The organism is Otariodibacter sp. (assembly GCF_029256985.1).
Classification (GTDB): Bacteria; Pseudomonadota; Gammaproteobacteria; order Enterobacterales; family Pasteurellaceae; genus Otariodibacter.
This window is the reverse complement of sequence record NZ_JARIDQ010000075.1, coordinates 1-13,944: the sequence shown is the minus strand read 5'-3', so window position 1 is coordinate 13,944 and position 13,944 is coordinate 1. Positions and strand designations below refer to the sequence as shown.

General features: G+C 36.4%; 14 protein-coding genes. 12 read left to right on the top strand and 2 right to left on the bottom strand.

Features of this window, described 5'->3' with window-relative positions; genetic code table 11:
- Nucleotides 1-13 precede the first annotated feature (13 nt).
- The 3 genes from ftsA to lpxC are packed head-to-tail and all read left to right on the top strand — an operon-like array spanning nucleotide 14 to nucleotide 3,524.
- The gene (gene ftsA / locus Q1J40_RS07695) at nucleotides 14-1,285 is read left to right on the top strand and encodes a cell division protein FtsA (protein ID WP_301099526.1); all 1,272 of its coding nucleotides are present in this window, start codon (nucleotides 14-16) and stop codon (nucleotides 1,283-1,285) included.
- 40 nt (nucleotides 1,286-1,325) lie between these two features.
- Nucleotides 1,326-2,579, top strand: coding sequence for a cell division protein FtsZ (ftsZ, locus tag Q1J40_RS07690; RefSeq protein ID WP_301099525.1), 1,254 nt, complete (start codon nucleotides 1,326-1,328; stop codon nucleotides 2,577-2,579).
- Between the two features lie 24 nt (nucleotides 2,580-2,603).
- Nucleotides 2,604-3,524, top strand: a complete 921-nt coding sequence (gene lpxC / locus Q1J40_RS07685; protein WP_301099524.1) for a UDP-3-O-acyl-N-acetylglucosamine deacetylase — start codon at nucleotides 2,604-2,606, stop codon at nucleotides 3,522-3,524.
- Nucleotides 3,525-3,761: 237 nt separating this feature from the next.
- On the opposite strand, the gene Q1J40_RS07680 is transcribed toward lpxC, so the two are convergent.
- On the bottom strand, nucleotides 3,762-4,697 hold the full coding sequence (locus Q1J40_RS07680; protein WP_502306663.1) for an IS256 family transposase, variant Zn-binding type: 936 nt from the start codon (nucleotides 4,695-4,697) through the stop codon (nucleotides 3,762-3,764).
- Between the two features lie 273 nt (nucleotides 4,698-4,970).
- Here Q1J40_RS07680 and Q1J40_RS07675 point away from each other — a divergent pair, with 273 nt between their 5' ends.
- From Q1J40_RS07675 to msrA, 5 genes are all read left to right on the top strand, one after another.
- Nucleotides 4,971-5,918 (top strand): 2-hydroxyacid dehydrogenase, encoded by a 948-nt coding sequence (locus Q1J40_RS07675; RefSeq protein WP_301099522.1) that lies wholly within the window; start codon nucleotides 4,971-4,973, stop codon nucleotides 5,916-5,918.
- Between the two features lie 11 nt (nucleotides 5,919-5,929).
- Nucleotides 5,930-6,469, top strand: coding sequence for a superoxide dismutase [Cu-Zn] SodC (sodC, locus tag Q1J40_RS07670; RefSeq protein ID WP_301099521.1), 540 nt, complete (start codon nucleotides 5,930-5,932; stop codon nucleotides 6,467-6,469).
- A 110-nt stretch (nucleotides 6,470-6,579) separates the two neighbouring features.
- The gene (locus Q1J40_RS07665) at nucleotides 6,580-7,752 is read left to right on the top strand and encodes a lipoprotein-releasing ABC transporter permease subunit (protein WP_301099520.1); all 1,173 of its coding nucleotides are present in this window, start codon (nucleotides 6,580-6,582) and stop codon (nucleotides 7,750-7,752) included.
- Nucleotides 7,745-8,380, top strand: coding sequence for a membrane protein YczE (gene yczE, locus Q1J40_RS07660; protein ID WP_301099519.1), 636 nt, complete (start codon nucleotides 7,745-7,747; stop codon nucleotides 8,378-8,380). The genes Q1J40_RS07665 and yczE overlap by 8 nt, the downstream gene beginning before the upstream one ends.
- Before the next feature lie 36 nt (nucleotides 8,381-8,416).
- A complete protein-coding gene (gene msrA, locus Q1J40_RS07655; protein ID WP_301099518.1) occupies nucleotides 8,417-8,923 on the top strand; it encodes a peptide-methionine (S)-S-oxide reductase MsrA in 507 nt (168 codons plus the stop codon).
- 64 nt (nucleotides 8,924-8,987) lie between these two features.
- Here the strand turns inward: msrA and Q1J40_RS07650 are convergent, their stop codons facing one another.
- Entirely contained in the window at nucleotides 8,988-9,461 is a 474-nt protein-coding gene (locus Q1J40_RS07650) for an FxsA family protein (protein ID WP_301099517.1), read from the bottom strand.
- Nucleotides 9,462-9,629: 168 nt separating this feature from the next.
- Here Q1J40_RS07650 and ilvG point away from each other — a divergent pair, with 168 nt between their 5' ends.
- The 4 genes from ilvG to Q1J40_RS07630 all read left to right on the top strand — a co-directional run bounded on the left by ilvG (nucleotide 9,630) and on the right by Q1J40_RS07630 (nucleotide 13,860).
- Nucleotides 9,630-11,288, top strand: a complete 1,659-nt coding sequence (ilvG, locus tag Q1J40_RS07645) for an acetolactate synthase 2 catalytic subunit (RefSeq protein WP_301099516.1) — start codon at nucleotides 9,630-9,632, stop codon at nucleotides 11,286-11,288.
- 2 nt (nucleotides 11,289-11,290) lie between these two features.
- Complete coding sequence (gene ilvM / locus Q1J40_RS07640) at nucleotides 11,291-11,518, top strand: acetolactate synthase 2 small subunit (protein ID WP_301099515.1); 228 nt, start codon at nucleotides 11,291-11,293, stop codon at nucleotides 11,516-11,518.
- A 53-nt stretch (nucleotides 11,519-11,571) separates the two neighbouring features.
- Entirely contained in the window at nucleotides 11,572-13,410 is a 1,839-nt protein-coding gene (ilvD, locus tag Q1J40_RS07635; RefSeq protein WP_301099514.1) for a dihydroxy-acid dehydratase, read from the top strand.
- Between the two features lie 120 nt (nucleotides 13,411-13,530).
- Nucleotides 13,531-13,860, top strand: a complete 330-nt coding sequence (locus tag Q1J40_RS07630) for a YbaB/EbfC family nucleoid-associated protein (RefSeq protein ID WP_121122500.1) — start codon at nucleotides 13,531-13,533, stop codon at nucleotides 13,858-13,860.
- The last annotated feature ends 84 nt before the right edge of the window (nucleotides 13,861-13,944 follow it).

The window sequence follows — 13,944 nt, the reverse complement described above, 5'->3', positions numbered from 1 at the left end:
AATAAATAATAATATGACAAAAGTAGCAGAATCTAAAATTGTTGTAGGGCTAGAAATTGGTACACATAAAATCGTTGCCGTTGTTGGTGAAGTTCTACCTGATGGTGTGATTAATGTGATTGGATCTGGTGTAAGTCCTTCTAAAGGTGTGCAAGGTGGTGGTGTAGTTGATTTGGACGCCGTTGTGGGGTCAATACAAAGAGCCATTGAAGAAGCAGAGTCTATTTCAGAATGTAAAATTATTGGTGTAACTTTGGCTTTATCCGGTGCTCATATTGCAGGATTGAATGAGAGTGGGTCTGCTTCATTATCAGGAGCAGTAAGACCTGATGATCTGGATAGTGCTATTCATTTGGCTCGTTCAATTAAATTACCTGATGGTGTTGAAACGTTACATATTATTCCTCAGGAGTATAAAGTAGATAGATTACCAACAACTAAAAATCCGTTAGGATTATCAGGTATGCGTTTGCATGCTCAAGTTCATTTGATTGTTTGCCATAATGATTGGTTACGAAATTTAAAGAATGCAGTAGAGAGAAGTAAATTAAAAATTGATCAAATTGTATTTTCTGGTTTGGCTTCTAGTTATTCTGTTTTAACAGAAGATGAAAAAGAACTTGGCGTATGCTTAATTGATATCGGTGGTGGTACCATGGATGTACTTGTTTATACTGATGGAGCATTACGATTTAGTAAAGTTATTCCATTTGGTGGCAATAATGTAACAGATTATATTGCTCATATGTTGACTACATCACGTAATGAAGCGGAAAATATCAAAGTTCAATATGGAAGTGCCGTAACTCCACCATCTCATTTTTCTGAAAAGAAAATAGAAGTTGCAGGGTTAGGTGGTAGAGCGCCAAGAACTTTTACTAAAGCTCAGTTGTCTAATATCACATCCCAGTGTTATACAGATTTATTAGGTGTTGTAGCGAATGAGTTGACTCAACTGAGGAATGAATTGTATCAAAAAGGCATAAAACAGGAATTAATTGCAGGAATTGTGTTGACAGGTGGTGGTTCTCAAATCGAAGATATTGTAGAATGTGCCAAATCTGTATTTGGATCACAAGTAAGAATAGGTTATCCGTTAAATATCACAGGGTTAACAGATTATGTGAATAAGCCGCAGTACGCAACAGTATTAGGGTTACTACAATACAGCCACTATAACTCTCCTAGCGAGGATAGAGAACAGCCGATTCCAGGAAGTGGTATTGTAAGCAAAATGTTCGATAAAACGTTCGAAGTATTCGGTTGGATAAAGAAGAATTTTTAATAGATATTAACAAGAAGTTAATGTTTTAGGGAGAATAAACATGTTTGAACCAGTTGTCTTTGATACCACACAAGATGCTGTGATTAAAGTTATCGGCGTTGGTGGCGGTGGTGGCAACGCACTTAATCATATGGTTGGAAGCCAGCCAGAAAGTGATAGCGTTGGGAGTGTTGAGTTTTTTTCAGTAAATACAGATGCTCAAGTTTTACGTAGTAGTGCTGTGAGAAATACTATTCAAATCGGTGCTACAGTAACTAAAGGTTTGGGAGCAGGTGCAGATCCTAATGTAGGGCATCAGGCCGCAGAAGAAGACAGAGATGCTTTAACAAATATGATTGCTGGTGCAGATATGGTTTTTATTGCAGTAGGTATGGGAGGGGGTACCGGAACAGGTGCTGCTCCTGTTATTGCCGAAATTGCTAAGCAAGAGGGTGCATTAACTGTTGGAATTGTAACCAAACCTTTCTCTTTTGAAGGGAGAAAACGTGCTAATTATGCAGATCAAGGTATTAAAGAACTTGCTAAACATGTTGATTCTCTTATTATCATTCAAAATGATAAGTTATTAAAAGTTCTACCTAAAAATGTAAAATTTAATGAGGCTTTTGGCGTAGCAAATGATGTGTTACGTAATGCTGTTTTAGGTATCACAGATATGATTACCTCTGAAGGATTAGTTAATGTTGACTTTGCTGATGTTAAGAAGGTAATGTCAGAAATGGGCCGTGCAATGATGGGAACCGGTATTGCAGAAGGTGAAAATCGAGCTGAAAATGCAGCAAAAGAGGCTGTAGCAAGCCCATTACTTGAAGATGTTGATCTATCAGGAGCAAAAGGTATTTTAGTTAATATTTCTTCAGGATTTGATATTGAGCTTGCGGAAGTAACTACGATTATGGAATATGTAACGAGTTTCTCTGATCCAGATGCTGCAATTATATTTGGATCTGCTTTTTACCCAGAGATGGAAGGCAAAATTAGAGTAACTTTAGTTGCAACAGGTATTGGTCAACCAGAAGAGATTGTTCCACCTAGAATGACAGGATATCCAAATCAGGGAGCAACTGCTCCACAGCAGATAACTGGCGGACAACCAAATATACATGGGCAATCAATGTCTCATCAAGGGGGATCTCCTTCATTTGTAAATAATATGGGAAGTGGATATCCTCAGCAAAACCAGTTTGGTCATCAATCGCAACAACAATCATCACATAAGCCTCAGCAAGTGGATAGTAATCAAGTATTCTCACCAAGTTCAATACCTGGTTTTATGAGAAATGGGCGGCGATAATTTGAGGCCGATAAAGGATTAAATATGATTAAACAAAGAACACTTAAACAAGTGGTAAAAGTAACAGGAATTGGTTTACATAGTGGTAAGAAGGTAACTTTAACATTACGTCCAGCTCCGGCAAATACAGGTATTTTATATGGTCGTACAGATTTAGAGCCAGCAGTCTATTTTTCTGCTAGTGCTGATATGATCGGCGATACCACTCTGTGTACATGTATGATAAATGATGATGGCGTGAGGATCTCTACTGTTGAGCATTTAAGTGCAGCTATGTCAGCTTTAGGGCTTGATAATGTAATTGTAGAAGTTAATGCACCGGAAGTTCCTATAATGGATGGTAGTTCTAGTCCTTTTATTTATTTATTACTAGATGCTGGTATTGAAGAGCAAGATGCACCTAAAAAGTTTGTTCGAATCAAAGAACCTGTAAGAGTTGAAGATGGTGATAAATGGGCTGAGTTTAAACCTTATAGTAATGGACTTAGATTAGAGTTTACAGTTGATTTCCAACATCCTTTAATTACTAAAGATGTAAAGAATTATAAGATGGAATTATCCGCTCAAAACTTTATCCAACAACTTAGTCGAGCTAGAACCTTTACATTCATGAAAGATGTTGAGTATCTTCAATCAATGGGGCTTGCATTAGGTGGTAGTTTAGACAATGCGATTGTATTGGATGATTACCGTATCTTAAATGAAGATGGTTTACGTTTTAAGGATGAGTTAGTCAGACATAAAATGCTAGATGCCATAGGCGATTTATTTATGTGTGGATATAATATCTTGGGCGATTTTAGCGCATATAAATCTGGTCATGGATTAAATAATAAATTACTTCGAAAAGTACTTGCCACACAAAATGCGTGGGAATTTGTCACCATTGATGATAGTGCTGAAGTTCCTTATAAATATGAAATTAAAGGAAGAGTACTTATATAGATCTTTATAGATTCTTCTAATAAAAAATAATTAAAAAGTAATACTAACTATGTAGCTCAGAAGACTGGGCTACATTCTGCGGTTTTCTTACTTATATTCAGTTATATTTGAGCAGTTTAGAAAGGCTTAAGTATATATTTTCATCTGTTGTCCTTTGATTAAAATAGAAAAATTAGGTGTAATGGACAAAATTCAGGCTAAAAACTAGCGGTTAGTCTCTAATGGACAAAATTCAGGTTATTTTGCAGAGTATGTAAGCAAAAAGTTCTTAATAAACTTGATCTTACGCTGTTTACTTAGCCCATTATGACTACTTAATTGCCTTTTTAACTCACTAAATAGCCCTTCTAGAGAATTGGTGGTATTTGGGATGTTTAAGCCGTCCAATTCTCTATAAGTGAATAGCCAGTCACTGTTTGTTCTTAAACTTCTATATGCACTTCTAAGACGCTTATGAGTGTACCAAGTTTTGCCCGTTTCTAGATTGAGGCTACGTTCATTTAAGTAATCTTTATAAGCTAAATACCAACAGTCTAAATCTTGAATAAACGTTGTTTTATCATAAGATTTTATGTTTAAAGCTAACTGTCTCAGAGTAATACTTGCGATATTTTGAGGGCGACGAGTTAAGTATCGAGTAATTATTTGTAACTGATGAAATTGACACATTTGTATAGGAATATCTTTGAACAATACGTTAAGACCTCGTCTTCCATCACAAGTAATACTTTTTATATCAATACCTTGTGATTTTATATATTCTATTCCTAGCTGATATAATGCATTGGTTTCATAATGAATAATGTTGTGATGTAATACTACTTTCCTTGCTACATCGATAAATACCATTAAACCAAAGCTTCTACCGAAGTAAGTCGTATCCATAATGATATTTGCATGAGCAGGTAACTTATTGAGTGACTTAAGTTCAATCGTATCTAACCGTCTTTGTATGGTCTTTAGGCTACATCCATACTTATCAGCAAGTTGTTTATAAGTCTGTTTACCTTGCGTGTATTCTTGCCACAAAGTTTGATTATTGAGACGTTTACCACCTAAAAACTGCCGATTACAGGTCAGGCATTTATACTGCTGTTTTCCTGATTTATAACCATTCTTTTTAATGTATTTTTTACCACAAAAAGGGCAGTTTTTTGATTCATCACTTTCAATCCACGCAAATACAGATAGTATATAGCTTTAAGAGGTGTTACAGCCTGAATTTTGTCCATTACACCAAAAATTACTAATCTAATACAGCAGTTTATGCTATCTCCTACCTATAATCTTTACCAATAATCTAGTGTAAACCCACTTCTATTTTTATTACATTAAACTAATTATATACTTCTACTATTACTATTAATAACGTTATAATATTTTTGTAAAAAACAATTGCTTGTTGTATAGTGAAGAAAACAGGCATTAAAATTGTTAGGAGTAATTATGCTTAATATTGTTTTCTTAGATAGAACAGGCTTACCTGCAACTCATCAGATCCCCCGCCCTAGTGTTCTACATAACTGGATTGAGTATGATCGTACTTCTGCTAAAGAAACCTATGATCGAGTAAAAGATGCAGATATTGTTATAACAAGTAAAGTATTATTTGATCGAGAATTAATGGTTAAATTGCCTAAATTAAAATTAATTGCTATTACTGCAACAGGTACAAATAATGTTGATTTAGTTGCAGCCAAAGAATTGGGTATTGTAGTAAAAAATGTTGCTGGTTATTCAAGTGTCACTGTCCCTGAGCATGTACTCGGTATGATATTTGCATTAAAACATAGCTTGATAGGCTATCATCGAGATCAAGTGACTTCTGATCGTTGGGCTACATGTGGACAATTTTGCTATACAGATTATCCAATTACTGATATTCGAGGTTCAACGCTTGGTATTTTTGGAAAAGGCAATTTAGGTACGGAAGTAGGTCGCTTGGCAGAGCTTTTAGGCATGCGTGTGTTATATGCAGAGCATAGGGGTGCAAGTTCAGTCCGTGACGGGTATACTCCATTTGAAGAAGTATTAAAGCAAGCAGATATTGTTACCTTACATTGTCCATTAACAGAAACTACGCAGAATTTAATTAATGAGCAAACACTTGCTCTAATGAAGCCCACCGCTTATTTAATTAATACAGGGCGTGGCCCTTTGGTTGATGAAACTGCACTAGTATCAGCATTAGAAAATAAAAAGATTGCAGGAGCTGCTTTAGATGTGTTAGTTAAAGAGCCTCCTGAACTAGGCAATCCATTAATGGAAGCAGCAAAACACTTACCAAACTTGCTTATTACACCACATATTGCGTGGGCAAGTGATTCTGCAGTAACGATTTTAGTCAAAAAAGTAGCACAGAATATTGAAGAATTTATTGCAACTGGAAAATAGGAGATAGCAATATGAAAACCAAAACTACATTGGTTGTAGCTTTAGCTGCATTGTTTGGCGCATCTGTTTCAATGGCCAATGCAGCAGATAAATTAGAAGTTAAAGTACAAAAATTGGACCTAAAAGGTAATACTGATATTGGCGTGGTGACGGTAACTGAATCACCTTATGGTTTAGTTTTTACCCCTAACTTAACAGGGCTAACTGAAGGTGTACATGGTTTCCATATTCACCAAAATGCTAGTTGTGAACCAAAAGAGAAAGATGGCAAAATGGTATTAGGATTAGGTGCAGGTGGACATTGGGATCCAAATGGTACCAATAAACATGGTTTTCCATGGCAAGATGATTCACATCTAGGCGAATTACCAGTGCTTATTGTTGATCATGCTGGTAATGCAAATTACCCTGTACTTGCCCCTCGTTTGAAAAAACTAGATGATATTAAAGGACATGCGTTAATGATCCATGCTGGTGGAGATAATCATTCCGATCATCCAGCCCCTTTAGGTGGTGGTGGTGCAAGAATAGCTTGCGGTGTTATTAACTAAGATAGTTAATTAAAGTTATTAGTTAAAACAGCTAAATTAAGCTGAAACAAGCGGTCAGATTGTGGTAATCTTTTACAACTTTCTTACCGCTTGCTTATTTTCAATATATTATGAGTTTACAGATCCCTTTATTTATTGCATTTCGTTATTGGCGCTCTAAAAGTGGCGATCGATTTGGTCGCCTAGTTACTAATTTAGCCAGTTTAGGCATTGTGCTAGGGGTAATGGCACTAATTATTGTTTTATCGGTTATGAATGGGTTAGAAGGAACACAAAAACGTAATCTTCTATCTACATTGCCTCATGCAATTATCTCTCCTTTAGAAAAAGATGGAAATCAACCGACTGTTTTTCCTAAATTTGTACAAAAAGTAGTAGCAATTAATCAAACTAATGTTGTAATTCAAAGCCAGCAGGGGATTAATGCGGGAGAATTAATTGGTGTTGAAAGTTCACAAGATGATCCTTTGTTAGTAAGAATAGGTAATCTAAATGAGATATTGCCTGAAGGAGAATTTAACGTTGTGGTAAGTAGCTTATTAGCAGAACAACTTAATTTAAAAATTGGTGATAAGATCCGTTTAATGATTACCGAAAACAGTCAGTATACCCCTTTTGGTAGAGTCCCTGTTCAGCGTTTATTTACAATTTCAGACTTCTATTTTGGTAATAGTGATGCTAGTCATACTTTATTTGCTAATTTACGCGATGTTGGACGTTTACTACATCTTGATAGTACACATGTACAAGGTAGCCGAGTATTTTTAACCGATCCTTTTTTGGTATCTGAACTTGTTAATTATTTTCCAGAAGATAAATGGAAAATAAGTGATTGGCGAGAGCAAAAAGGCGAATTTTTCCAGGCGGTAAAAATGGAAAAAAATATGATGGGATTGTTAGTTAGCTTAATTATTATTGTTGCTATCTCAAATATTGTTACTTCTCTTAGTTTAATGGTGGTTGATAAACAAGGAGAAATCGCAATTTTGCAAACTCAAGGTTTAACTAAACGTCAAATTACACAAATTTTTATTTTACAGGGATTATTAGTCGGCATAATTGGTGCGATAGCAGGCGGAATATTGGGGGTGTTAATGGTGACTAATTTGAGTCAAGTATTACAAATGATTTTACCAACTAGCGTGGTGTTACCTACTGAGATTATCCCTCAACAAATTGCTATTATTATATTAATTTCTATAGGGTTATCGCTAATTTGTACTCTTTATCCCGCTTATCGAGCAGCAAAAATTGAGCCAGCGGAAGCATTACGTTATGAGTAGAAGATCTCCAATTCCTAAAATGCCATGGGCTGCTGATCATCAATGGCAAGTTAAATTGTCAGCAGTATTTGTTATTTGTCTTAGTATGGCATTAATGGGTATTGGCGAAGGGCTACTTGTACTTGCAAATTTAGGATCTAGCCCTTGGACTGTATTTTCACAAGGTATCGCATTACAAACAGGTCTTTCTATTGGCACAATAATTGGAATAGTCAGTGTTATTGTCCTATTGCTGTGGATTCCATTAGGATTACGCCCGGGAGTTGGTACTATTTTAAATATTATCATTATTGCGATATTTGTTGATTTGGCAGTAGATAATATTCCTATTCCAGATACTTTAACGATAAGAATTGTCTTTATGATTATCGGGATTGTTGTGTTTGGGATTAGTACAACTTTTTACCTTTCTTGCCAACTAGGAGCAGGACCAAGGGATGGATTGATGGTGGGACTCTGTCTGAAATACAATTGGAAAGTCGGTACCGTACGAACTTTAATTGAAGTGATTGTGTGTGTTTTTGGTTTCTTTCTTGGTGGAACAGTGGGAATTAGTACAATCATTTTTGCTTTGGGCGTAGGTTGGATTATTGAAGCCACAGTAATATTATTTAGGCATATAAAATAGAAGATAAAAGAACAGAGATTTAAAGGAAATTTGAATATGAGTAATGTCAAAGAAATTTATTTAGCAGGTGGCTGTTTCTGGGGAACAGAAGCTTTTATGCAACGTATCAATGGCGTGATTGATGCAGAATCAGGTTATGCTAATGGAAATAGCTTAAATCCAACTTATCAAGATGTATGCAACAATAGTGGTCATGCAGAAGTAGTTAAAGTAACTTACGATGAAGAAAAAATAGGATTAGCTAAATTACTTGATTTTTATTTTAAGGTGATTGATCCCGTAAGTATCAATCAGCAAGGGAATGATAAAGGTGTGCAATATCGTACAGGGATTTATTATATCGATCCACAAGATCAACCAATTATTAAGCAAGCCTTAGATGAATTACAAAAAGGCCACAACAAGCCTATAGCGGTAGAAAATAAAATGCTAGAGCATTACTTCCCCGCAGAAGAATATCATCAAGACTATCTGGATAAAAATCCAAATGGCTATTGCCATATTGATATTCAATTGATGAATGAAATCTTAAATAATCAGTAATAAAAATGGCATGAATTTTATTTCATGCCATTTTTTCAATCAAACAATACCTTTTATAATCGTGTTATTTCACCCATTTATCTTCATCTGCTTTACGTTCAAATTCAGCTTCGAAAGTTGTTTCATTTTGTTGATAGTAGCTTTGAGAACTACGCTTCCCAAAATACCTAAATTTGAATTTATTCGATAACAGTTTAAGTATAAATCCTTGAAATAGGATTCGTGTAAAAGGTATTAATAACAAGACAGCTAAAATATCACTTAAAAAGCCCGGAATTAAAAGCAATACCCCCGCAATTGCAAAAAATACCGATGAAATGACCGCTTGTGTTGGTATCTTACCTTGAGCAATTTCTTTTCGAATATTCAAAATAGTGACCAACCCGCGAATTCTAATTAACCATAATCCTGTTGCTGAAATGGCGATCATAAGTAAGATAAGTGGTAATACTCCAATTGATGCTCCAACCGCAACAATTAACGAAATTTCAATATAAACGTATAAAAAAAGACCAAATAAAAAAATAAATAATGGCATAACTTACAATTCTCCTTTTCTTGTATTATTAAATTGTAGCATCTGAATAAATTTCAAGCTTTTACAATAAATTTTTATCAAATAGTTTAAAAGTATAGCAAACTATGCTATGAGTAACATTTCTACCAAATAATAATTAGAAAATCAGAAGTAAGGGACATAACATCAATGAATGGTTCATATTTATTAACTGAAAGTTTAAAAGCTCACGGTGTGACTACCGTATTTGGTTATCCAGGTGGAGCAATCATGCCAGTGTATGATGCAATTTATGATTCAGGATTGGATCATCTATTGTGCCGTAATGAGCAAGGGGCAGCGATTGCAGCAATTGGTTATGCACGTTCAACAGGTAAAACTGGCGTTTGTATCGCAACATCAGGACCGGGTGCAACCAATTTAATTACAGGACTGGCAGATGCCTTATTGGATTCTATTCCTATTGTGGCAATTACAGGACAAGTTTCCAGTGACTTTATTGGTACAGATGCTTTCCAAGAAATCGATGTGTTGGGTTTATCGCTCGGTTGTACAAAACATAGCTTTATTGTGCAAAATATTGACGAATTACCTGAAGTGTTAGCGAAAGCATTCCAAATTGCACAAAGTGGCCGTCCAGGTCCTGTATTGGTTGATGTTCCAAAAGATGTTCAATTTGCCTCAACATCAGCCTCGCCAATTGTTTATGAAAAAATTGCAAATCCTAAGCAAGATCCTACCGCTTTAGCGCAAGCAAAAGCATTACTAAAACAAGCAAAACGCCCTGTACTTTATGTTGGTGGTGGTGTAGGTATGGCAAATGCGGTACAAGCGGTGAGATCCTTCTTAGAAATTACCAAAATACCATCCGTATCTACCTTAAAAGGCTTGGGTACTATCTCACCGGAGAATCCACTTTATATGGGAATGCTTGGTATGCACGGCACAAAAGCGGCTAACTATGCAGTACAAGAAAGTGATTTATTGATTGCCTTTGGTGCGAGATTTGATGATCGTGTCACAGGGAAATTAGATAGCTTTGCACCTAATGCTAAAGTGATCCATGCGGATATTGATATTGCAGAGATTAACAAATTACGTAGAGCAGATGTTGCTTTGCGAGGTGATTTGATCGAAGCCTTTAATTACTTAAGTGAACCACTTGATATTGAGCCTTGGCGTGAAGATATTAAAAAACTAAAAAAAGACTTTGATTTCCGCTATATTGAAAATAGTAAAGATACAGAAATTGACCCTTGGGCATTACTTAATACGCTTTCTCAACGTAAACCTAATAATGCAGTTGTAACAACTGATGTGGGGCAACATCAAATGTGGTCTGCTCAACATATGCAACATTATGCGCCAGAAAATTATTTAACATCAGCTGGGTTAGGCACAATGGGATTTGGTTTACCTGCTGCAGTCGGGGTCGCTAAAGCTCGCCCTCAAGATCCTGTCATTCTTATTACGGGTGATGGCTCGTTAATGATGAATATTCAAGAATTTGGATCAATTAAACGAGGCAACTTACCAATCAAAATTGTATTACTTGATAATCAACGTTTAGGTATGGTTCGTCAATGGCAGACACTGTTTTTTAAAGGTCGCCATAGTCAAACTATTCTTGATGACAATCCTGACTTTATTACACTTGCTTCTGCTTTTGGTATCAAAGGTGAACGTATTGAAAAAGCCAATCAAGTATCTGACGCGCTTGATCGATTATTAAATGCAGAAGGTGCTTACTTGCTACATGTTTGTATTCCTAATGAAGAAAATGTGTGGCCTCTTGTTCCACCTAATGCCTGTAATACAGATATGATCGATGAAGATATTGGAGTGTAATTATGAAAACATATCAATTAGTTATTCAAGCAAATAGAAGACCAGAAACTTTAGAAAGGCTACTTCGAGTAATTCGTCATAGAGGTTTTGAAGTTACTGAATTACAAAGCAAAACAACGGAAAATATTATTGATCTTGATATCAAAGTAACAAGCACAAGAGATATTGCACTTTTAACTCATCAATTAGTAAAACTACCTGATGTGATGAAAGTACAAGAAAATTTATAGCCATTTAATCATTAAATGATACAAATAAAATAATTATAAAAGTTGGAGAGATTATGCCAAAATTACGTTCAGCGACCAGTACACAAGGTCGGAATATGGCAGGAGCACGGGCTTTGTGGCGTGCGACAGGAATGAAAGATAATGATTTCGGTAAACCGATCATTGCGGTGGTCAATTCATTTACACAATTTGTACCAGGACATGTTCATTTAAAAGATATGGGGCAACTGGTTGCCGCTGAAATTGAAAAAGCAGGCGGAGTTGCGAAAGAATTTAATACGATAGCCGTGGATGATGGCATTGCGATGGGGCATGGGGGAATGCTCTATTCATTACCTTCTCGTGATCTAATAGCGGACTCTGTTGAATATATGGTGAACGCCCATTGTGCAGATGCAATGGTGTGTATTTCTAACTGTGACAAAATCACACCCGGAATGTTAATGGCAGCATTACGCCTTAATATTCCGACTATTTTCGTGTCTGGCGGACCAATGGAAGCGGGTAAAACAAAGTTATCCGATCAAATTATTAAATTAGATTTGGTTGATGCGATGATTCAAAGTGCTAATCCGGATGTTTCTGATGAGGATAGTGCTCAAATTGAACGTTCAGCTTGTCCTACTTGTGGATCTTGTTCGGGGATGTTTACTGCAAATTCAATGAATTGCTTAACCGAAGCACTTGGGTTAAGTTTACCGGGCAATGGCTCTTGTTTAGCAACTCACGCAGATCGTAAACAATTATTCTTACAAGCGGGAAGACAGATCGTAGATATTTGTCGCCGTTACTATGAACAAGATGATGAATCAGTCTTACCTCGTTCAATTGCGACTAAAGATGCCTTTAATAATGCAATGAGCCTAGATATTGCAATGGGCGGATCGACTAATACCGTTTTACACTTATTAGCAGCAGCTCAAGAAGCAGAAGTCGATTTTACTATGGAAGATATTGATCGCCTTTCTCGTCATGTTCCGTGTTTAAGCAAAGTTGCACCGAACACGCAAAAATACCATATGGAAGATGTACATCGAGCAGGCGGAATTATGGCGATTTTAGGCGAATTAGATCGTGCTAATTTATTGAATAATCAAGCCCGTACTATTTTAGGTATGAGTCTTGCAGAGCAAATTGCTAAATACGACATTACCCTAACGAAAGATGAAGAAATTCATAAATTCTTTAGAGCAGGACCAGCAGGTATTCGCACCACACAAGCCTTTTCACAGGATTGTCGTTGGGATTCTGTTGATGATGATCGTCAAAATGGTTGTATTCGAAGCAAAGAATTTGCTTATAGCCAAGATGGTGGTTTAGCGATGCTTTCCGGTAATCTTGCTCTTGATGGTTGTATCGTAAAAACCGCAGGGGTAGATGAAAGTATTCTTAAATTTACAGGAAAAGCGATTGTTTTTGAAAGCCAAGAAGAAGCCGTATCAGGCATCTTAGGTGGAAAAGTAAAAGCAGGACACGTAGTTGTTATCCGTTACGAAGGACCTAAAGGTGGACCGGGTATGCAAGAAATGTTATACCCAACCAGTTATTTAAAATCTATGGGCTTAGGTAAAGCTTGTGCATTACTGACTGATGGACGTTTTTCTGGCGGTACTTCAGGGCTTTCTATTGGGCATTGCTCACCAGAAGCAGCGGCAGGTGGTTTAATTGGCTTGGTAAAAGATGGCGATACCATTGCCATTGATATCCCGAATCGTTCTATTCAACTTGTGGTTGATGAACAAGAGTTAGCAGAGCGGAGAAGAATCCAAGATCAGAAGGGGTGGAAGCCTGCAAACCGTCAGCGTGAAGTCTCTTTTGCACTCAAAGTCTATGGTTATTTTGCAACATCAGCGGACAAAGGTGCAGTACGAGATAAAACAAAAATCTTGTAAAAATTTAGCAAGCGGTCAGTTTTGCAAAAAACTTTACGCATCTCACCGCTTGCACCTAAACGCTTGGTTAAGTAGAATGCCAAGCGTTTTTTAAATTTATAATCAATGAGGTAAAACATCATGTTTGGAAAAGGTGGCATCGGCGGTTTAATGAAACAAGCCCAGCAAATGCAAGAGCGTATGCAAAAAATGCAAGAAGAGATCGCACAACTTGAAGTAACAGGCGAATCGGGTGCAGGCTTAGTTAAAATCACAATTAATGGTGCGCATAATTGCCGTCGTATTGAAATTGACCCATCTTTAATGGAAGACGACAAAGAAATGCTAGAAGATTTAATCGCTGCAGCATTTAATGATGCAGTTCGTCGTGCAGAAGAATTACAAAAAGAAAAAATGGCAACGGTAACAGCAGGAATGCAATTACCACCGGGAATGAAAATGCCATTTTAATTCTCAATATGAGTAAAAAGCCAAAGGATAAATTCTTTGGCTTTATTTTTAAGAAAAATACAACCCAATCACAAAAATCAGCGC